Source organism: Rheinheimera aquimaris, from assembly GCF_020531985.1.
Classification (GTDB): Bacteria; Pseudomonadota; Gammaproteobacteria; order Enterobacterales; family Alteromonadaceae; genus Alishewanella; species Alishewanella aquimaris.
In genome coordinates this window covers 311437-329922 of sequence record NZ_JAJAVQ010000003.1, presented here as the reverse complement: position 1 = coordinate 329922, position 18486 = coordinate 311437, and the positions used below count along the sequence as shown (strand labels likewise).

The window sequence follows — 18486 nt, the reverse complement described above, 5'->3', positions numbered from 1 at the left end:
CGTCAATTCTATATAATTAGCCGTCATTTTAGTGCCGCTGATTAGCAAGGTAGAAGGAAGGTTTAATGCGTAGCCATTATTGCGGTTTGTTAACTGCACAACATGTTGGGCAACAAGTGTCTTTATGCGGTTGGGTGAACCGTCGCCGCGATCTGGGTGGTTTGATATTTTTAGACCTGCGCGACCGCGAAGGCATGGTGCAGGTGGTGTGTGACCCGGACTTAAAAGACCTGTTCGATGTGGCTTACACATTACGCAATGAATTCTGTATTCAGATTAAAGGCCAGGTAAGTGCGCGCCCGGAGTCTCAGGTTAATAAAGACATGGCTACCGGCGAAGTGGAAGTCTATGCCAGTGAACTGGTTATCCTGAACAAAGCCGCGCCGTTACCACTGGACTCAAACCAGAACAACAGCGAAGAGCAGCGCTTAAAATACCGTTATCTGGATTTGCGCCGGCCTATGATGACGGAGCGGCTGAAGTTTCGTGCTAAAGTAACTAGTTTCGTGCGCAACTTTATGGACAGTCATGGCTTTATGGATGTGGAAACGCCCATTCTGACCAAAGCTACACCAGAAGGCGCACGCGATTATTTAGTACCAAGCCGCACCCACAAAGGTCAGTTTTTTGCGCTGCCACAATCGCCACAACTGTTTAAACAACTGCTGATGATGTCGGGTCTGGACCGCTATTATCAAATCGTTAAATGTTTCCGTGATGAAGATTTACGTGCTGATCGTCAGCCGGAATTCACTCAGATCGATATTGAAACCTCGTTTATGAGCGCTGAGCAGGTAATGGAAGTTACCGAGCAAATGGTGCATCAGATGTTTAACGAGCTACTGGGTGTTGATTTAGGCCAGTTCCCACGCATGCAATATTGGGAAGCGATGCGCTTATACGGCTCGGATAAACCGGATCTGCGTAACCCAATGCAATTTGTCGATGTCGCTGATTTATTAAAAGACGTTGATTTCAAAGTGTTCTCTGGCCCGGCCAATGATGCCAAAGGCCGTGTGGTAGCACTGAAAGTACCTGGCGCTGCTGAGAAGGTATCGCGTAAAGATATCGATAACTACACCAGCTTCGTTGGCATCTACGGTGCTAAGGGCCTGGCGTGGATGAAGGTCAATGACATTGCCGCAGGCGCAGAGGGTGTGCAATCTCCGGTGGCGAAGTTTTTAACGCCAGAGATCATCTCGACCATTATCAGCCGTACCGAAGCACAGAACGGCGATTTAATTTTCTTCGGTGCTGACAGCTACAAAGTGGTGTGTGAAGCCATGGGCGCGCTGCGTCTGAAACTGGGCGAAGACTTAGCCATTACACAGCCAGGCTGGAAGCCGCTGTGGGTAGTGGACTTCCCGATGTTTGAAGAGAACGATGATGGTAGCTTCTCGGCCGTACACCATCCGTTTACCTCACCACTGGATACAGCGGCATTCTTAAATACCGCCAACAACGAGCTTAAACTGGGTGAGCTGTTGTCTAATGCCTATGATATGGTACTAAACGGCACAGAGTTAGGTGGCGGTTCGGTGCGTATTCATACCGCCGATGTGCAGGCCAAAGTGTTTACCTTGCTGGGCATTAGTGATGAAGAGGCGGCTGAGAAATTCGGCTTCCTGTTAGAGGCGTTAAAGTACGGTGCACCGCCACATGCCGGTTTAGCTTTTGGTCTGGACCGTCTAGTGATGCTGATGACCGGCGCAACGTCTATCCGTGATGTGATGGCGTTCCCGAAAACGGCTACTGCAGCCTGTCCATTAACTGATGCACCGGGGGCGGCTAATCCGGCGCAACTGGCAGAGCTTGGCATCAGTGTGGTCGCTAAGCCACAATAAATTTAATCACGTCTGTGTTATCTGCAATACCGTGGCAGCAGCTTTGCTGCCACAACTAAGGAGTAACTGATGGCCGGCCATAGTAAATGGGCGAACATGAAGCATCGCAAAGCCCGTCAGGATGCGAAAAAGAATAAAATTTTCACCAAGATTATCCGCGAACTTACCGTTGCAGCAAGGTTAAACCCTGATGTAACCGCCAACCCAAGGCTACGCTTAGCCGTAGACAAAGCACTGTCGGAAAACATGACCCGCGACACCATTGACCGCGCCATTAAGCGCGGAGCTGGTGCGAATGACGGTGAAAACTACGAAGAGCTGGTGTACGAGGGTTATGGCCCGAATGGTGTAGCCGTGATAGTCGAAACAATGACGGATAACCATAAACGTACAGTGGCCGATGTACGGCATGCGTTTACTAAAGCGGGCGGCAGCCTTGGTACTTCCGGTTCAGTAGCATATCTGTTTACCCGTCGTGGTGTGCTGGTATTTGCCCCCGGTGCTGATGAAGATGCATTAATGGAAGCCGCGTTGGAAGCAGGTGCTGAAGATGTTGTGACAGATGATGATGGCAGTATTGAAGTGTTTACCACCGCAGAGACATTTAGTGATGTAAAAGACGCGCTAAACGCTGCTGGCTTTATTGCCGACAGCGGCGAAATCACGCTGGTGCCGGCAACCCGGGCAGAGGTGGATGCAGATCATGTTGCTGCGTTTTTTAAAATGCTCGATCAGCTCGAAGACTGTGACGATGTACAAAACGTTTACCATAACGCCGATATCAGTGATGAGCTGATGGCTGAGCATAGCTGAGCGTGAACGTTATACTGGGCATCGATCCTGGCAGTCGGTTAACGGGCTACGGTGTCGTGCGTCAAAGCGGTATGAAGTTCGAATATGTTGCCAGCGGCTGTATCCGTTTAAACACGGATGATTTATTACCTGAGCGGCTGCTGGATATTTTTAATGGTGTCAGTGAAATAATTGCTCAAACCCGGCCGACCATTTTCGCTATCGAGCAGGTGTTTATGGCTCGTAATGCAGACTCCGCGTTAAAGCTGGGACAAGCCCGCGGTGCGGCAATTGTTGCTGCCAAACATGCCGGACTCGAAGTGTTCGAATACTCCGCCCGCCAGGTTAAACAGTCTGTAGTCGGCACCGGCGCCGCCGACAAAGCTCAGGTGCAACATATGGTGCGCACTTTACTTAAACTGCCTGCTAACCCTCAGGCCGATGCTGCCGATGCCCTTGCAGTTGCGTTATGTCATGGGCATACTCAGCAAAGTTTAGTTAGTCTGGCCGGGCAAGCACGTAAAACCGTGCGTGGACGCCTGCGCTAGTGCTTTGCATATAACGGTCTAACCAATAAGCAGATTTTATGATCGGACGTTTACGCGGTATCCTGCTGGAAAAGCAGGCACCGGATTTATTAATTGAAGTAGCCGGTGTTGGCTACGAAGTACAATTGCCGCTAACCAGTTTCTATCAACTGCCCGCCACTGGCGAAGAAGCCACTATTTATACACATTTTGTCGTGCGAGAGGATGCGCAGCTATTATATGGCTTCGTTAATCTAAACGAGCGTGCCCTGTTCCGGCAATTGATTAAAGCCAATGGCGTTGGCCCCAAACTGGCGCTGACAATTCTGTCTGGTATGACGGCGCAGCAGTTTGTCCGCTGTGTGCAACTGGATGACGTCAGCACGCTGGTGAAGTTGCCGGGCGTCGGTAAAAAAACGGCTGAACGGCTGGTAATAGAAATGCGCGACCGTTTAAAAGACTGGGGTATAGCGCCCAACACCCCGGTGACAGATGCATTGATATTGCAAGGTGATGAAGCAGTATATAGCCCGCAGGAAAGTGCTGAGCATGATGCAATTGGTGCGCTGGTTTCTCTGGGGTACAGTCAGGCACAGGCAGATAAAGCGGTGCAGAAAGTGAAGCAAAATGACATGAGCAGCGAACAGCTGATCAAAGCTGCACTGCGGAGCATGATGTAAAGATGATAGAAGCTGACCGTTTAATTCAAACTGCTGCTACGCGCGAAGATGAAGTCATAGATCGTGCTATCCGGCCGAAAACACTGGCTGACTATACCGGTCAGGAGCATGTTTGTCAGCAGATGGCCATTTTTATTGAAGCCGCCCGTGGCCGTGGTGACCCGTTGGACCATTTGCTGATTTTCGGCCCGCCAGGCTTGGGTAAAACTACACTGGCGATGATAGTAGCTAATGAAATGGGCGTGAATATAAAAACTACCTCTGGTCCGGTGCTGGAAAAAGCCGGTGATTTGGCTGCGCTGCTGACCAACCTTGAACCAAACGATGTGCTGTTTATTGATGAGATACATCGTTTAAGCCCGGTTGTTGAAGAGATTTTGTACCCAGCGATGGAAGACTATCAACTGGATATTATGATTGGTGAAGGACCTGCTGCGCGTTCAATTAAACTGGATTTACCGCCTTTCACGCTGGTTGGCGCAACCACCCGTGCCGGCGCTTTAACATCACCACTGCGTGACCGTTTCGGAATCGTACAACGGTTAGAATTTTATAAAGTAGAAGAGCTGAGCAAAATCATTTTGCGCTCGGCGCATTTTCTCAACCTGCTGCTTGATGAAGACGGTGCAACAGAAATCGGCCGTCGCTCGCGCGGCACACCACGTATTGCTAACCGCCTACTGCGCAGGGTGCGGGACTATGCCCAGGTAAAACATAATGGACAGGTTACACCAGAGGTAGCGGCTGCTGCGTTACAGATGGTCGATGTTGACGCCGAAGGTTTTGACTATATGGACAGAAAGCTGATCCTGGCCATTATTGAAAAATTTATGGGCGGCCCGGTAGGGCTGGATAACTTAGCTGCTGCTATCGGTGAAGAAAAAGATACGATTGAAGATGTGATAGAGCCGTTTCTGATTCAGCAAGGGTTTATTCAACGCACACCACGCGGGCGCATAGCCTCGCCACGTGCTTATAAGCATTTTGGTTTCGACTTACCAAAATCAGACTAAGTTGAAAGCATGTACCCACGTCCTGGCAGGCAACAACGCTGTAGTGTCAGAGCCTGGACGCGAATAAAAAAAAAGCCCGCTCAAAGGAGCGGGCAGCAACAAGTTGAAGGAGTGCTTCAAAAAATCCAGGGAACATGTTGAAACAGCAACAAAATTCGGTTCAAACACAAATTTCATTACTTTGTGATCCTTACTAAGACTCAGCAAAACTTTGCTGCCTCTTTGCGCTAGCTCAGAACACATGCGTATGATAGAGATTTGGAGTATTTACTTCAAACGAGAAAAACTGCTATTTAGGTATTAGAAAAATTAATGCGATGATTTGGCCTTGTTGTATTAAAAGTGTTCAATTACAGGCGTGGTAAGCGTTGCAGGCTTTTGTTCATGCAAGGTTAATGTACAATCGGGATTATGGGCAGCATTACTTTTTGTCAGGTTTTGGTCAGAGTTTACTGTTTGTCCTGCGTGGAAGGGGATTAGTCGATTCTGTGCAAAATGCGGGAACTTACTGTTGAAATAACAGTCGACAGAAATTAATAAAAAATACAAGTAGGCGACGCAGAAAAATATAGTTGGGTTTCATCTGTACAGATGATTGAGTTGTTGTTCGGCGTTACTTATCATATGCAGCAATTAAAGCGAATATCATGTCTGAAACAGTCTTTACATTCCCAGTGCGCGTGTACTATGAAGATACCGACGCCGGAGGAATAGTTTACTATGCAAATTATTTGAAATTTTTTGAAAGAGCACGCACCGAATGGTTGCGTGCCTTGGGTATTGAGCAGGATTTTTTATTGTCAAAAAATGTCGCTTTTGTTGTTACTCAGGTTTTAATGGATAACAAAAAAGCAGCTAAATTTAATGAATTATTGACGGTATCCAGTCAAATCAGTACCTTAAAACGCGCTAGTATGGTTTTTCAGCAAACAATACACAATAGCGCCGGCGAGTTAAATTGCACAGCGCAAATTACAGTGGCCTGTATTTCGCTGCAGGAAATGAAGGCCAGGGCAATTCCGGCCGAAGTGACAGAGGGTTTATTACGTGGCAGGTGAGATATCTATTTTAAGTTTGTTAATTGAAGCCAGTTTTGTTGTGCAGCTGGTGATGTTGATATTGCTCGCGATGTCAGTGATGTCCTGGACCATTATATTCCGCCGTCGTAAAGCATTAAGTGATGCTGTAACCGACGCGAAAAAGTTTGAAGATAAGTTTTGGTCGGGTGTGGATTTATCTAAGTTATATAACGAAGTCAGCGCACGTGCCGCCAACAGCGGATTAGAAGCATTGTTTAAGTCAGGCTTCAAAGAGTTTGCCAGGTTACATAAAACCAACAGCCGCCAGCCTGCTGCAGTAATGGAAGGCACACAGCGCGCAATGCGTGTTGGTTTGTCGCGAGAAGTTGAAAGGTTAGAGATGCATTTACCCTTTCTGGCTACGGTTGGCTCTATTAGTCCTTACATTGGTTTGTTTGGTACGGTTTGGGGCATTATGAACTCCTTTATTGCACTGGGTGCGGTAGAGCAGGCGACATTGTCAATGGTTGCACCTGGTATTGCTGAAGCGCTGATTGCGACAGCTATCGGCTTATTTGCCGCTATACCGGCAGTTATTGCTTATAACAAGTTCTCGCATCAGGTTGAGTCATTGGAAAGCAGTTACGCCAACTTTGTTGAAGAGTTTTCTAACATTCTGCACCGTCAGGCCGTATCGAATAACGGAGACGCTGCCTGATGTATGTACGTAAGAAACGCCGGTTAAAGGCCGAAATAAACGTGGTGCCCTATATCGACGTTATGCTGGTTTTGCTGGTGATTTTTATGGTGACAACACCACTTATTACCCAAGGGGTAAAAGTAGAGCTACCAAAATCTGCTGCTGAGCCTATAAAGCAGATGCAGAATGGTAAAACGCCGCTTGTTGCCACGGTCGATCAGGATGGGCTGTATTATTTTGAGAAAGACGGCAAACAGCAAGGCCCTTTTACTGCGGCTGAACTGACGGTGGAAGTTGCCAGTTGGCTGACTATCGAGCCTGGCACTCAGGTGATTGTAAAAGGTGACGCCAAAGTAAGTTACGATGCAGTGATTCGCCTTATCAATGTGCTCAAAGGCGCGGGCGCCCCGGCTGTTGGCCTGATGACAGACAACCTGGAATAGAATTGATATGGCAGTGGTAATAGAACCATCATTGGCAAAATCACTTGGCTTACATCTGGCTATACTGGTGTTGCTGGTGTTTGGTGCTGACTTTTCCAGCAAGCCTGAGATGGTGACAGTAAGTTTGCAATCTGAGGGCCAGGCGCCGGTTGAAGCCGTGGCGGTGGACGAGAAACTACTGAATGAACGCGTGCAGCAAATGCAACGCGAGCGTGATGCGGCTAAAGCGGCAGAAGAAAAGCGAATTCGCGATCTGGAGCGCCGAGCAGCTCAGGCTGAGCAAAACCGTACGGCGGAAGAGCAACGCTTGAAGCGGGTGGCTGAGGAAAAACGCAAAGCTGATGCCGAAGCGCAAAAAGCGAAAGCTGCGGCGGCTGAAGCGAAAAAGCGCCAGGAGCAGGAAAATGCTAAAGCTAAGCAGGCTGAACAGGCGCGGATAGCGAAAGAGCAGGAGCGCCAAAAAGCCGAAGAGGCAGCTAAAGCTGCTGAACAAAAACGCAAAGCCGAGCAGGAAGCTGCAGAAAAAGCTGCCGCAGAACGTGAGCGTAAAGCGGCAGAAGCAAGACAGCGGGCCGAGCAGGAACGTGCAATGCAAGAGCAAATGGCAAAAGAAGCCCAGGCACGGGCAGCAGCAAGAGCTCAGCAAGCGGCGACAGAGGTGCAGCGCTACACGGCACTCATCCGTGATGCCATTCAGCGCAACTTGCTGGTTGATGAAGGGATGCGAGGAAAGTCGTGCCGCATAAATATACGGCTGGCAAGTAATGGTTTTGTAACGCGGGTTGGCGTGATAAGCGGTGACCAAACGGTGTGTGATGCAACAGTCAGGGCCGTAAATCGGGCGGGGACTTTGCCGGTATCGGCAGACCCGGATGTGTATAACCAGTTAAAAGACATTAACTTAACGGTAAGCCCAGAACTTTGATTATGTTTAAATTTATTCGAAATACCTTATTTTTGTTCGTCGCGGTGCTAAGTGCGCAGGCTCAGGCATCTTTGGAAATTGTTATTACAGAAGGTATAGACTCGGCTCGGCCGGTCGCTATTTTACCTTTTACTTTTAAAGGCGCAACCTTACCCAGTCAGCGTCTGGATGAAGTGATCGCAGCTGATTTAATGCGCAGTGGTAAGTTCAGTCCGCTGGCAAGTATCAAAATGCCGCAGCGGCCACAAAGCGCAGCACAGATTGATTATGCGGCCTGGTCACGTGAAGGGGTAGAAGCCATTGTTATCGGCCAGATCACTGAAATTGGTATTGACCGCTACACCGTAAGTTTTGAGCTTATTGATGTATTAAAAGGCAGTAATGCCGCCAGCCGTCAGTCTTTAAATGCCGGTCGTTTAGGTGGCAGTAACGAGCATATTCTGGATAGCCGCGAAACAACGATTAATGGCAGCCAGTTCCGTCAATATGCGCACCGCATTAGCGATATTGTATATGAAAAGCTAACGGGCGAGCGCGGCGCTTTCCTGACAAAAATTGCGTATGTGCTGGTTAATCGCAAACTGGAATTCCCTTACCAGCTAGTGGTTGCAGATTATGATGGAGCCAACGAGCAGATCCTGCTGCGCTCAAAAGAGCCGCTGATGTCTCCGAGCTGGTCACCGGATGGGACTAAACTGTCGTATGTAACTTTTGAGAAACGTCAGTCACAAATCTATATTCAGGATATTTACACTGGCCGGCGTACTATGCTTAGCAGCACACCAGGCATTAACGGTGCGCCTGTATGGTCACCGGATGGTAGAAAGATGGCGATGGTATTGTCCAAAGACGGTAACACCGAGATTTACACCATGGATATTGCCACTAAAGCGTTAACGCGGATAACGAATCATCGCGCCATTGATACCGAGCCTTCGTGGTCTCCGGATGGCAAGGAACTGTTGTTCAGTTCTGAGCGTGGTGGCAATCCGCAACTTTATAGCGTAAATTTGTTAACGGGTACGACCAGACGTTTAACTTTTGAAGGTGAAATGAATCTGGCCGGCTCTTATACACCGGATGGTAATTCGGTGGTGATGGTCAACCGCATCCGCGGTGAGTACCGTATCGCAAAAATGGATCGTCAGACCCGGTTTCTGCAGGTGCTTACCAAGACTAATCTGGATGAGTCGCCAAGTGTGGCGCCGAACGGTTCGATGATCATATACAGCACCATGCACGGTTCAACGCAGGTGTTAGCACTGGTTTCTATGGATGGTCGTTTTAAAGCACGACTGCCGGCAGTCGAAGGACAGGTTAAATCGCCGGCGTGGTCGCCGTTTTTATAGAAAAGCAAGATAGTTATTACATTTAAATACTAAGGACAACATCATGAAATTAAATAAAGTGTTAAAAGGTTTATTCATTGCATTACCAGTGCTGACTTTGGCTGCTTGTAGCTCAACTTCATCTACTGATCAGTCAGGCGCGGACACATCAAACATGCCGCAAGAGACTGTACAGGTTGAAACTGTTGAGCAGGTAATGAGCCCAGCAGAACAAATGCGTCAGAAACTGGAAGCATTGCGCCAGGAAAACACCATTTACTTCGACTTCGACAAAGCTACTGTACGTCCTGAGTTCATCGAAACTCTGCAGGCGCACGGTGCATTTTTAACTGCTAACCCAAGCGTACGTGTAACAATTGAAGGCCACTCAGACGAGCGCGGTACTCCAGAGTACAACATCGCACTGGGTGAGCGTCGTGCTCAGGCTGTTGTGCAATATCTGCAAAACGTAGGCGTTTCAGCAGGCCAAATCTCTACTGTTAGCTACGGTGAAGAGAAGCCGGTTGATATGTCACGTACTGAAGCAGGTTTTGCTAAAAACCGTCGTGCAGTGTTAGTCTACTAATCCAGACTAATTACTGTATTGATACGCATGACTGTTAAATATACTCTGCTCGCTGCACTGACACTGGTTCATACCGGTGTTAGTGCTAACCCTGCGCCTGTTACTGATATTAATCGTAACCGCGCTTCCTCTACTTCCATGACTGCGGCGCAGCCATCCGGCTCGCTGGAGCAGCGTCTGACGACGCTGGAGCGTATTGTGGAAGCCCGTACCGAGGCCCAGCTTCGTATGGCACAGCAATTACAAACCTTATTGGATGAGGTAAGTGAGTTGCGGGGGGTAACTGAAACACATACGTATCAGCTTGACGAAATCCTGCAACGCCAACGCGATTTGTATCAGGAAATAGACCGTCGGGTCAGTGCTATCCAGCAGCCAACTGCTAATAACAATGCAGCTGTGATGCCGGTAGACACGCCTGTGGCGACGCCTAGCTACTCCAGCGATGTTTCTGAGAACGACGCGTACGACAAAGCTGTCAACATGGTGCTGAAAGACCGGCGCTATGAAGCGGCAATTCCGGAGTTCGAGAACTTTATTCAAAACTACCCCAATTCAGGTTATGCACCTAATGCTCATTATTGGTTAGGCCAGTTATTGTTTAACAATAACGAACTTGCCAAGGCAAAAACGCATTTTGAGCGGGTAGTGAATAATTTTCCTCAGTCAAATAAAGTTGCCGACGCCTTACTGAAATTAGGTCAGGTGGCCGAGCGCGAGAACCAAAAAGACGCAGCCCTGCGGTATTACCGTCAGCTGGTTGATAAGCATTCAACTGCGACATCAGCGAAACTGGCGCAAGACAGGATTGACGCACTTAAGTAACTCAACCCGGCGTTAGCCGGGTTTTTTCTGTGCACAAGATGTTAGCATCCGCTGGCATTTTGAGCAGTCAGACCAGTATCAGCCGGTTTTTAACACTTTTTGGTTGCACAAAAGCCGTAAATCAGTAAGATATGCGTCCGCAGTGGGGGTCATTAGCTCAGCTGGTAGAGCAGCGGACTTTTAATCCGTTGGTCGATGGTTCGAATCCATCATGACCCACCAAAGCGCACAAACTAAAGTTATCGAAGTGGGTCATTAGCTCAGCTGGTAGAGCAGCGGACTTTTAATCCGTTGGTCGATGGTTCGAATCCATCATGACCCACCACTTCGACACCACCTGTTTGGGTCATTAGCTCAGCTGGTAGAGCAGCGGACTTTTAATCCGTTGGTCGATGGTTCGAATCCATCATGACCCACCACTTATTCTCGTTTTTCCTGCATGGGTCATTAGCTCAGCTGGTAGAGCAGCGGACTTTTAATCCGTTGGTCGATGGTTCGAATCCATCATGACCCACCATGCAATGTTCTGTATTTTACCAACACGCAGCGCTATAATAGCCGCCCTTTTAAGCCAGCGGGTGAGCCCTATGGAACAAGCGTTGTATTTCACAGAGCAAGATTTTGCCTTCCCTAAAAAGCCGCTGCCATTAAGCAGCGATGACAAGCAAGCCTACAAGGATCGTATTAAAAAGCTGTTACAGCAAAAAGACGCTGTGCTGGTAGCCCATTATTACACCGACCCTGAAATTCAGGCGCTAGCGGAAGAAACCGGTGGCTGTGTATCTGACTCCTTAGAAATGGCCCGTTTTGGTAACGAACACCCGGCGAAAACCCTGATTGTCGCCGGTGTTAAGTTCATGGGCGAGACGGCAAAAATTTTAACGCCGAATAAAACCGTACTAATGCCGACGCTGGAAGCCACCTGCTCGTTAGATTTAGGCTGCCCGGCAGAGCCATTTTCAGCATTTTGTGACGCGCACCCTGATCGGGTTGTGGTGGTGTATGCCAATACCTCTGCTGCGGTTAAGGCCCGCGCAGATTGGGTGGTAACCTCATCTATAGCCTTAGACGTAGTGGATTACCTCGATAGCATGGGTAAAAAAATTATCTGGGGCCCGGATAAGCATTTAGGCGCTTATGTACAAAAGCAAACCGGCGCCGATATGCTGCTGTGGAATGCAGCCTGCATCGTACACGATGAGTTCAAAGCCAACGCGCTGATAGAGCTTAAAAAGCAATATCCGGGGGCTGCAGTACTGGTACACCCTGAATCACCTGATAGTGTAGTGCAGCTAGCCGATGCGGTAGGCTCTACCAGCCAGTTGATTAAAGCCAGCCAAACACTGCCAAACGATACCTTTATCGTCGCAACCGACAAGGGCATCTTTTATAAGATGCAGCAGCAGATGCCGGATAAGACCTTTATTGAAGCTCCAACCGGCGGTAACGGCGCCACATGTCGCAGCTGCGCTCATTGCCCCTGGATGGCAATGAACGGTTTAAAAGCGATAGAAGCGGCATTAACCGATACTACGGGGCATGAGATTTTTGTTGATGCGGCACTTCGCGAAAAAGCGTTGGTGCCATTAAATCGGATGCTGGGGTTCGCGGCGGAGCTTAAAAAGCAGGTTAAAGGTAACGCCTGATCGCCAAAGGCTAGGCTGTGGTGAAAATTCCGGCAGAAACAACCGGCTTTTCGATATAACAGTTGCAGCAGGCGGGGAATTTCCCTAGTATAGCCGCGCTTGCAACGCAAGTTCCGGAGAGATGGCTGAGTGGCTGAAGGCGCACGCCTGGAAAGTGTGTTTAGGTTAACCCCTAACGAGGGTTCGAATCCCTCTCTCTCCGCCAGATTCGAGACTGACCAAGTCTAAAATGGTCCATAACCCCGCGTAATTGCGGGGTTTTTTATTGGCATTAAGTTTAAACTGGTCTATCTTAAACCAACCAGTACCACCACATTGTGGGGGTATATTGGGGGTTTATAGCCAAAGTGTGAAACTGCATACCCCCAATAGCCGCTTCAGGCCACGCTGCATAAGGCTTCAGGGGAATGCTATGCCATTAACAGTGCTTCAGGTTGACAAGGCCAAACCAAAAGACAAAGACTACAAGCTCAGTGATGAGCGCGGGATGTTCTTATTGGTCACCAAGGCCGGTGGCAAACTCTGGCGTCTGAAATACCGCTTTGATGGTAAAGAAAAAGCGCTGGCAATTGGCGCCTACCCGGATCTTAGTTTGAAAGATGCGCGTGAAATACGCGACGCCGCACGTAATCAACTGGCTAAGGGCATCGACCCTTCAGCAGAGAAACAAGCTAAGAAGTACAGCAGTGTTCTTGCCGCCGAGAACAGTTTTGAAGTGATCGCTAACGAGTGGTTTGCTGCACGCATGCAGGAAAAAAGTGAAACCCACAAAGTTCGCACCCGTAGCATGCTAAACAACTATCTGTTTCCCTTTATTGGCCGCAAGCCTATTCAAGAGATTACCCCGCTTATGCTGCTGGATACGCTGCGTAAGATGGAAGCCAAAGGCATTGTTGAAACCGCCAGGCGTGCCAAGCAAACCGCCAGCCAGGTATTTCGTTACGCCATCATCACCGGGAGGGCTCAGCACGACCCGGCAGCCGATTTAAAAGGGGCTTTGCAAATACCGAAGAAACGCCATTTCTCCGCACTTACAGACCCTAAACAGGTTGGCGGCTTAATGCTGGCCATTGATAGTTACCATGCTTCTTACACGGTTAAGGCCGCTCTTAAGTGCTCAGCGCTATGGTTTTGCCGGCCAGGAGAGCTTAGAACGTTAGAGTGGGCAAACGTAAATTGGGACGAGAAGCGAATTGAGATCATCGCTGAAAAGACCAAGCAGCAACATATCATTCCTTTATGTACTCAGGCTATCGAGTTACTCGAGTCGATGCAGCCCATCAGTGGTTACAGCAAATACGTCTTTCCCTCAAACCGCGGCATGAGCCGGCCTATGTCCGAGAACACCATCAGGGTGGCGTTAAGAACGATGGGATACAGCAATGACGATATGACAGCACACGGCTTTAGAGCCATGGCTAGAACCTTGCTGGACGAAGTTATGAACTACCGGGTGGAGTGGATAGAGCAACAGCTGGCGCATTCGGTTAAAGATGCCAACGGCCGGGCATATAACCGCACCAAGCACCTACCGCAGCGCTTTGAAATGATGCAACGCTGGGCAGATTACCTGGATGAGCTTAAAGCTGCGGCGCTTTCTGGTAATGTAATTAACGCAAAATTTGGATAGTTTTTCATGGCAAAAAAAGAATTCAAGGTTCCTTTTCAGTTTTGCAGGCTAGACAGAGCCGTAAGATTGCTAAATCAATTTACTGACTGCCAAGTTGAGGTAGATGATGTTCTAAATTTTGCAATGTCCCGGAATATTCGGCTGCATGTTTTCTATGACAGTGTAACAGCATCGAATTTTCATATATCGCATGAAAATCTTAAGAGAATGAAAGAGTTCTTCAAGTTCAGTAGCTATGGCTCACATACTTACTTCAGGTTTGGTTATTCATTCGAAGAGAGAATTTTAGCTTTGGACAGCCTTGTGCTGGAAGAGACTAGTCGGGAAAGCGAAGAGCTCTCAGAAAAAAACGTTCCTGCCTTTGTAAAGGGTTTTTGGGCAATAAATGAATGGGATTTGAGAACGATATATTTCGGCGAAGCAAAGGTTTCGCTCACTCAGCTTTATGCACTCGGTGGGCTGCTAATGAGGGGGCTGTCAGAAACATATATCAGAATTGAGTATTCGTTAGGTATTGAGCAGATCATTATTTTTGAAAGCGAGATAGTTAAAGTTTATGAACACCTCACTGGTAAAAAAGTTTTCGTTACGTCTGACGTTGCAGATGAGCAATTTAAAGTTGAGCGTGAAGCTAAAGAATTTGAAAATGAACCAAGAATAAGTGAGAGAGTAACGGGCACTGTCGCTGAACTTATCTATGGGTTATTACAGTTGGTATATAAGTACGATGACCCACTACTAAATCAATCAACAAGGTTGTATGCAGATTTGCAGAAGCGATTTCTGAAACATGAACCAAGTATCGATGCCAATATAATGTCACAAAGAGCATTTGAAGAGTTGATGTTAAAAGTACAAATAAAGCGAGAGAAACAACGCGGTTAAGAGTTAACCGCGCAGATAAGAAGATAATTCCCGTTAACCGCGCCACTAGCTCTGATAAATTCCTCAACATAGCCCCCGTGTTCCAAACCAAGCCATCGGGGGCTATCAATGAAAACATTAAACTACGTTCCACCACGTATCTTACGCATGCCGCTGCTGCAGCATAAGGTTGGCTTGTGCAAAGCCAGCATTTATAACCGCATCAATGCCGGTACCTTTCCTAAATCCATTTCACTTGGAGGCAAGAGTGTGGGGTGGTTGGAGTCTGACATAGACCAATGGATTGAGCAGCGTCGTGCTGCCGCCAATGATGATCAGGCATAGGGGGTCGGCTATGTCTTTTAATCATTCAAAACTAAACAAAAATAGTTTTAGCCGCTTAGCGCTTAGCAACAGTAAGCAGCCAGCAACCATCGTGCAGAGTGACAGCCTGGCTAATGCGTTTGCCCGGGTGTTTGGCCCGGTAGATCATCAGTTTATTGCCGACGGCTTGATTCACCGTTTAGACGACCCAACTGGCCGACCTGGCAACCAGGCGTGCTGGTACGCATATTATCCGCAGCCCGGCAGTTTTGCTGTGTTTGGCAGCTGGCGCTATGGGCAGAACTATTACATTGACCTGAGAAAACCTGATTTTAAAAACGTTAAACCATTTCGAAAATTACTTATCGAGCAGAGTAAAAAGCAACATGCGGATACTGCAGCCCGCAATGAATTGGCCGCGTTAGCTGCGCAAAGTATTTGGGCTTTTGCAAAGCCTGCACCAGAAGATAACGCTTATCTGGTTAAGAAGCACTTACCAGCCTTTGACCTGCGCACGCTCAATAATGAGCTGCTTATCCCGCTGTATCAAGGTGACCAGCTAGTGAACCTGCAGCGCATATTGCCAAGTGGCGCCAAGCGCTTTTTAAAGAATGGCAAAGTAAAAGGGTGTTACTACCGCTTTGGTGACATAAACGATGCACCCCAAATAATGCTATGCGAAGGCTGGGCAACCGGCGCCACCTTGCATAAGTGGTATGGCATGCCGGTGTTCTGTGCCATGTCTGCGATGAACTTAAAAGCGGTAGCCGAGGCAATTTGTGCGCGCTACCCAGGCATTGAGCTTATCATCTGCCCGGATGACGATCGTAAAACCACCGGTAACCCCGGTATGTACTATGCGCAACAGGCACAGCAAGCGATGGGCTGTTCGATGTTTATACCAAAATGGCCTGAAGATGCACCGCTGGATCTAACGGATTTCAGCGACTTGTACCTTTGGTTATTGCAGCATGGGGGTATCGAATGAGCAATACCCTAAAAATACCCCCACTTGAGCTAGTGCCTGCAGCTGAGGTTGAAACGGAAGAGCGTAAATCTCAGCTCGACATCGCATTGAGTTTTGCACTGGAGCAGGTTGAATTGTTCCATGATGCCAACAAGGTGTGTTATGCCAAGCGGCTTAATAATGGCTATGTCTGGCGTTTAACCAGCCAGGCGTTTAAGGACTATTTATCTGCGGCATTTCATCACACTTTCGACAAAGCCCTGCGTTCGCAAAACCTCACCGAGGTAATAAACCAGCTTAGCGCTATAGCGCGCTGTGAGCGCGAAAGACGCGACGTACATTGCCGGGTTGCCGAGCATGCGGGCGATTACTATATCGATTTATGCGAGAGCAACAGCACGCGGGCAGTGCGTTGGGGGGCAGCGGGCTGGCAACTGATAAATGAACCCCCAGTCGACTTTGTGCGCACCGATGCCATGCAGGCGCTGCCTGAACCTAAAGCAGGTGGCAATTTAAACATACTTTGGCAAGTGTGCAATATCCCGCAGGCGCAACGCTGGCTATTTGTGACCTGGGTTATTGATGCCTGGCGGCCGGACACGGTTTACCCCGGGCTAGAGCTTATTGGCGAGCAGGGCAGCGGTAAAAGTACCACGGCTGATATTGCTCGCCGGCTTATTGACCCCAGCTCATGTAACTTACGCAGCGCACCGAAAAACAATGAGGATATTTTTGTTACCGCAGGCGTTAACCATGTTGTTGCGTATGAAAACCTAAGCCACTTGCCCAGCGGCATGCAAGACACGTTATGCGTTCTAACAACCGGGGCAGGGTATGCAAAACGCAAGCTTTATAGCGACAGCGACGAGCATGTGATCAATGTTAAACGGCCCTGGTTAATAAACGGTATATCTGCTTGCGTTACCCAGCAAGACTTAGTGGACCGCACCATTAGTATCGAATGCCCAGTAATTAAAACTCGCAGCATTGAACGAGAGCAACGCGACCTGTTTTTACAGGCATGGCCTGCAATATTCGGCGCGTTGCTGGACATCGCATGCGCTGCGCTTAAGCATATACCTGGCATAACGCTTCCCGAGGAAAACCGCCCGCGGTTAATTGAATTCTGCTTGTTGGGCATGGCAATTACAGAGCACCTGTACGGCGATGCCGACTTGTTTCTGCAGCGGTTTATTGAAGAGCGTAAAGATATTATCGGCCGCACTATTGAAGCTAGCCCCGTGTGTTTAGCTGTGGTGGCACTGATGGAAAAAAGTACCGTCGTCGAATGCCCATTGTCAGACATTATGCTGGCGTTAAGTGCGTTTAAACCCTACGGAACGGATGCTTGGCCAAAAACTGCCAAGGGGCTTGGCGACACACTCAGGCGTTCGGGTGCAGCCCTGCGTCAGCTTGGCATTGAATGCCGCTCGCTTGGTAAGGTGGGCAGCCACGTAAAATGGCGCATTGAAAAAAAAGACATATTACCAAGTCGTGCATGTCGTGATGTCGTAGCAGCAAACCCACAGCAAGACATGACGACTTGCACGACATCAACTAACAATTTATCTCAAGCCAGTAGCACTGCATCGCCAAAGGACGAGCAATGATCCCCGCTATCGTTGCTGCACTGGCACAACATGGCTGCAGCATTACACTGCAGCCGCCGTTAACGCTAAAGCTGTTTGGCACTGCGGTGCCGCTTGCGCTATTGCAACAAGCCGAACTAGAGCAGCCCAATATACTTAACTGGCTTATTTATACAGATACAACAGACATCGTGCCCTCCCTGCTACAAGGGCTTGGGGCAACTTACGAAGATATACGTTTTGTTTGTCAGCAGCTAGAGCAGCACAACCGTTATCAACAGTTGCAACTGCTGGCGCAATATCGCGCGGTATGGCAACAAGCGGCAGCCATTATTGCGGTTGAACATCAAAAAGCTGGCGCAGGTATTAAGGCTGCGAATACCTGGTTAAGGACTTTACGTACGTAAGTGTATAACCTTATAAAACCTGACTTTTAAACCCGCTTTTTGTTTGGAATATCTTTAAACAATTCCAGTTGCACCGGCAGGCAAGCATCAGCTAGCTGCCTCGCATGCTGCAAGATCTTGCGAAAGGCAGCGCTGGATGCCGGCGTAGCCTGGCGGGTTTTTAGTGCATGCAGGTATGCCATGCGCTCTTCATAACTAATATGTATTGTCATCACACCTCCCGTGTCTGGCTACAGTGTAGCAAGTTTGCCGGTATAACAGGGTTTAACTAAGGCTAATCACAACTACCCCTTTGTTTCTAAATGCGTTAAATTACTGATATTTAATGCCAGAGTGATTAATTGGTGAACTCTGTGTGGTTTGTTGTTTATTTTAGG

Annotated in this window: 20 protein-coding genes and 5 tRNA genes; 24 read left to right on the top strand and 1 reads right to left on the bottom strand. The window is 48.5% G+C overall.

Features of this window, described 5'->3' with window-relative positions:
- The first annotated feature begins 65 nt into the window (after positions 1–65).
- The 24 genes from aspS to LHL18_RS10550 all read left to right on the top strand — a co-directional run bounded on the left by aspS (position 66) and on the right by LHL18_RS10550 (position 18109).
- Positions 66–1844, top strand: a complete 1779-nt coding sequence (gene aspS / locus LHL18_RS10665; RefSeq protein ID WP_226767065.1) for an aspartate--tRNA ligase — start codon at positions 66–68, stop codon at positions 1842–1844.
- Between the two features lie 69 nt (positions 1845–1913).
- A complete protein-coding gene (locus tag LHL18_RS10660; protein WP_226767064.1) occupies positions 1914–2657 on the top strand; it encodes a YebC/PmpR family DNA-binding transcriptional regulator in 744 nt (247 codons plus the stop codon).
- Between the two features lie 2 nt (positions 2658–2659).
- A complete protein-coding gene (ruvC, locus tag LHL18_RS10655) occupies positions 2660–3184 on the top strand; it encodes a crossover junction endodeoxyribonuclease RuvC (RefSeq protein WP_134056431.1) in 525 nt (174 codons plus the stop codon).
- Positions 3185–3222: 38 nt separating this feature from the next.
- Complete coding sequence (ruvA, locus tag LHL18_RS10650) at positions 3223–3843, top strand: Holliday junction branch migration protein RuvA (RefSeq protein ID WP_134056429.1); 621 nt, start codon at positions 3223–3225, stop codon at positions 3841–3843.
- Between the two features lie 2 nt (positions 3844–3845).
- A complete protein-coding gene (gene ruvB, locus LHL18_RS10645; RefSeq protein ID WP_134056427.1) occupies positions 3846–4856 on the top strand; it encodes a Holliday junction branch migration DNA helicase RuvB in 1011 nt (336 codons plus the stop codon).
- A gap of 647 nt (positions 4857–5503) precedes the next feature.
- On the top strand, positions 5504–5914 hold the full coding sequence (gene ybgC, locus LHL18_RS10640; RefSeq protein ID WP_134056425.1) for a tol-pal system-associated acyl-CoA thioesterase: 411 nt from the start codon (positions 5504–5506) through the stop codon (positions 5912–5914).
- Positions 5904–6593, top strand: coding sequence for a protein TolQ (tolQ, locus tag LHL18_RS10635; protein ID WP_134056423.1), 690 nt, complete (start codon positions 5904–5906; stop codon positions 6591–6593). Before ybgC ends, tolQ begins: the two co-directional genes overlap by 11 nt.
- A complete protein-coding gene (tolR, locus tag LHL18_RS10630) occupies positions 6593–7018 on the top strand; it encodes a protein TolR (RefSeq protein WP_226767063.1) in 426 nt (141 codons plus the stop codon). The genes tolQ and tolR overlap by 1 nt, the downstream gene beginning before the upstream one ends.
- 7 nt (positions 7019–7025) lie before the next feature.
- Positions 7026–7943 carry a cell envelope integrity protein TolA gene (tolA, locus tag LHL18_RS10625; protein WP_134056419.1) on the top strand — a complete coding sequence of 306 codons (918 nt, stop codon included), beginning with the start codon at positions 7026–7028 and terminating at the stop codon, positions 7941–7943.
- 2 nt (positions 7944–7945) lie between these two features.
- Positions 7946–9292 (top strand): Tol-Pal system beta propeller repeat protein TolB, encoded by a 1347-nt coding sequence (tolB, locus tag LHL18_RS10620; protein ID WP_134056417.1) that lies wholly within the window; start codon positions 7946–7948, stop codon positions 9290–9292.
- A 43-nt stretch (positions 9293–9335) separates the two neighbouring features.
- The gene (pal, locus tag LHL18_RS10615) at positions 9336–9857 is read left to right on the top strand and encodes a peptidoglycan-associated lipoprotein Pal (protein ID WP_226767062.1); all 522 of its coding nucleotides are present in this window, start codon (positions 9336–9338) and stop codon (positions 9855–9857) included.
- Positions 9858–9884: 27 nt separating this feature from the next.
- Complete coding sequence (gene ybgF, locus LHL18_RS10610) at positions 9885–10682, top strand: tol-pal system protein YbgF (protein ID WP_134056413.1); 798 nt, start codon at positions 9885–9887, stop codon at positions 10680–10682.
- Positions 10683–10828: 146 nt separating this feature from the next.
- A tRNA-Lys gene (locus LHL18_RS10605) sits at positions 10829–10904 on the top strand.
- A 27-nt stretch (positions 10905–10931) separates the two neighbouring features.
- Positions 10932–11007: transfer RNA gene (locus LHL18_RS10600), tRNA-Lys, on the top strand.
- A gap of 18 nt (positions 11008–11025) precedes the next feature.
- A tRNA-Lys gene (locus tag LHL18_RS10595) sits at positions 11026–11101 on the top strand.
- A gap of 22 nt (positions 11102–11123) precedes the next feature.
- Positions 11124–11199: transfer RNA gene (locus LHL18_RS10590), tRNA-Lys, on the top strand.
- 70 nt (positions 11200–11269) lie between these two features.
- A complete protein-coding gene (nadA, locus tag LHL18_RS10585) occupies positions 11270–12328 on the top strand; it encodes a quinolinate synthase NadA (RefSeq protein ID WP_226767061.1) in 1059 nt (352 codons plus the stop codon).
- A 115-nt stretch (positions 12329–12443) separates the two neighbouring features.
- Positions 12444–12533, top strand: a tRNA-Ser gene (locus LHL18_RS10580).
- Between the two features lie 207 nt (positions 12534–12740).
- Complete coding sequence (locus LHL18_RS10575; RefSeq protein WP_226767060.1) at positions 12741–13958, top strand: tyrosine-type recombinase/integrase; 1218 nt, start codon at positions 12741–12743, stop codon at positions 13956–13958.
- A 6-nt stretch (positions 13959–13964) separates the two neighbouring features.
- The gene (locus tag LHL18_RS10570; protein WP_226767059.1) at positions 13965–14843 is read left to right on the top strand and encodes a hypothetical protein; all 879 of its coding nucleotides are present in this window, start codon (positions 13965–13967) and stop codon (positions 14841–14843) included.
- A 108-nt stretch (positions 14844–14951) separates the two neighbouring features.
- Complete coding sequence (locus tag LHL18_RS10565; RefSeq protein WP_226767058.1) at positions 14952–15167, top strand: helix-turn-helix transcriptional regulator; 216 nt, start codon at positions 14952–14954, stop codon at positions 15165–15167.
- Positions 15168–15177: 10 nt separating this feature from the next.
- Entirely contained in the window at positions 15178–16134 is a 957-nt protein-coding gene (locus LHL18_RS10560; RefSeq protein ID WP_226767057.1) for a toprim domain-containing protein, read from the top strand.
- Positions 16131–17723, top strand: coding sequence for a hypothetical protein (locus tag LHL18_RS10555; protein ID WP_226767056.1), 1593 nt, complete (start codon positions 16131–16133; stop codon positions 17721–17723). The genes LHL18_RS10560 and LHL18_RS10555 overlap by 4 nt, the downstream gene beginning before the upstream one ends.
- Entirely contained in the window at positions 17720–18109 is a 390-nt protein-coding gene (locus LHL18_RS10550) for a hypothetical protein (protein WP_226767055.1), read from the top strand. The genes LHL18_RS10555 and LHL18_RS10550 overlap by 4 nt, the downstream gene beginning before the upstream one ends.
- A 26-nt stretch (positions 18110–18135) precedes the next feature.
- On the opposite strand, the gene LHL18_RS10545 is transcribed toward LHL18_RS10550, so the two are convergent.
- A complete protein-coding gene (locus tag LHL18_RS10545; protein ID WP_226767054.1) occupies positions 18136–18321 on the bottom strand; it encodes a hypothetical protein in 186 nt (61 codons plus the stop codon).
- Positions 18322–18486 lie beyond the last annotated feature (165 nt).

What these genes read in the sequence shown, in the direction of transcription:
- aspS (WP_226767065.1), top strand. Translation starts at nt 66, where the DNA reads ATGCGTAGCCATTATTGCGGTTTGTTAACTGCACAACATGTTGGGCAA.
- LHL18_RS10660 (WP_226767064.1), top strand. Translation starts at nt 1,914, where the DNA reads ATGGCCGGCCATAGTAAATGGGCGAACATGAAGCATCGCAAAGCCCGT.
- ruvA (WP_134056429.1), top strand. Translation starts at nt 3,223, where the DNA reads ATGATCGGACGTTTACGCGGTATCCTGCTGGAAAAGCAGGCACCGGAT.
- ruvB (WP_134056427.1), top strand. Translation starts at nt 3,846, where the DNA reads ATGATAGAAGCTGACCGTTTAATTCAAACTGCTGCTACGCGCGAAGAT.
- ybgC (WP_134056425.1), top strand. Translation starts at nt 5,504, where the DNA reads ATGTCTGAAACAGTCTTTACATTCCCAGTGCGCGTGTACTATGAAGAT.
- tolR (WP_226767063.1), top strand. Translation starts at nt 6,593, where the DNA reads ATGTATGTACGTAAGAAACGCCGGTTAAAGGCCGAAATAAACGTGGTG.
- tolA (WP_134056419.1), top strand. Translation starts at nt 7,026, where the DNA reads ATGGCAGTGGTAATAGAACCATCATTGGCAAAATCACTTGGCTTACAT.
- tolB (WP_134056417.1), top strand. Translation starts at nt 7,946, where the DNA reads ATGTTTAAATTTATTCGAAATACCTTATTTTTGTTCGTCGCGGTGCTA.
- pal (WP_226767062.1), top strand. Translation starts at nt 9,336, where the DNA reads ATGAAATTAAATAAAGTGTTAAAAGGTTTATTCATTGCATTACCAGTG.
- ybgF (WP_134056413.1), top strand. Translation starts at nt 9,885, where the DNA reads ATGACTGTTAAATATACTCTGCTCGCTGCACTGACACTGGTTCATACC.
- nadA (WP_226767061.1), top strand. Translation starts at nt 11,270, where the DNA reads ATGGAACAAGCGTTGTATTTCACAGAGCAAGATTTTGCCTTCCCTAAA.
- LHL18_RS10575 (WP_226767060.1), top strand. Translation starts at nt 12,741, where the DNA reads ATGCCATTAACAGTGCTTCAGGTTGACAAGGCCAAACCAAAAGACAAA.
- LHL18_RS10570 (WP_226767059.1), top strand. Translation starts at nt 13,965, where the DNA reads ATGGCAAAAAAAGAATTCAAGGTTCCTTTTCAGTTTTGCAGGCTAGAC.
- LHL18_RS10565 (WP_226767058.1), top strand. Translation starts at nt 14,952, where the DNA reads ATGAAAACATTAAACTACGTTCCACCACGTATCTTACGCATGCCGCTG.
- LHL18_RS10560 (WP_226767057.1), top strand. Translation starts at nt 15,178, where the DNA reads ATGTCTTTTAATCATTCAAAACTAAACAAAAATAGTTTTAGCCGCTTA.
- LHL18_RS10555 (WP_226767056.1), top strand. Translation starts at nt 16,131, where the DNA reads ATGAGCAATACCCTAAAAATACCCCCACTTGAGCTAGTGCCTGCAGCT.
- LHL18_RS10550 (WP_226767055.1), top strand. Translation starts at nt 17,720, where the DNA reads ATGATCCCCGCTATCGTTGCTGCACTGGCACAACATGGCTGCAGCATT.
- LHL18_RS10545 (WP_226767054.1), bottom strand. Translation starts at nt 18,321, where the DNA reads ATGACAATACATATTAGTTATGAAGAGCGCATGGCATACCTGCATGCA.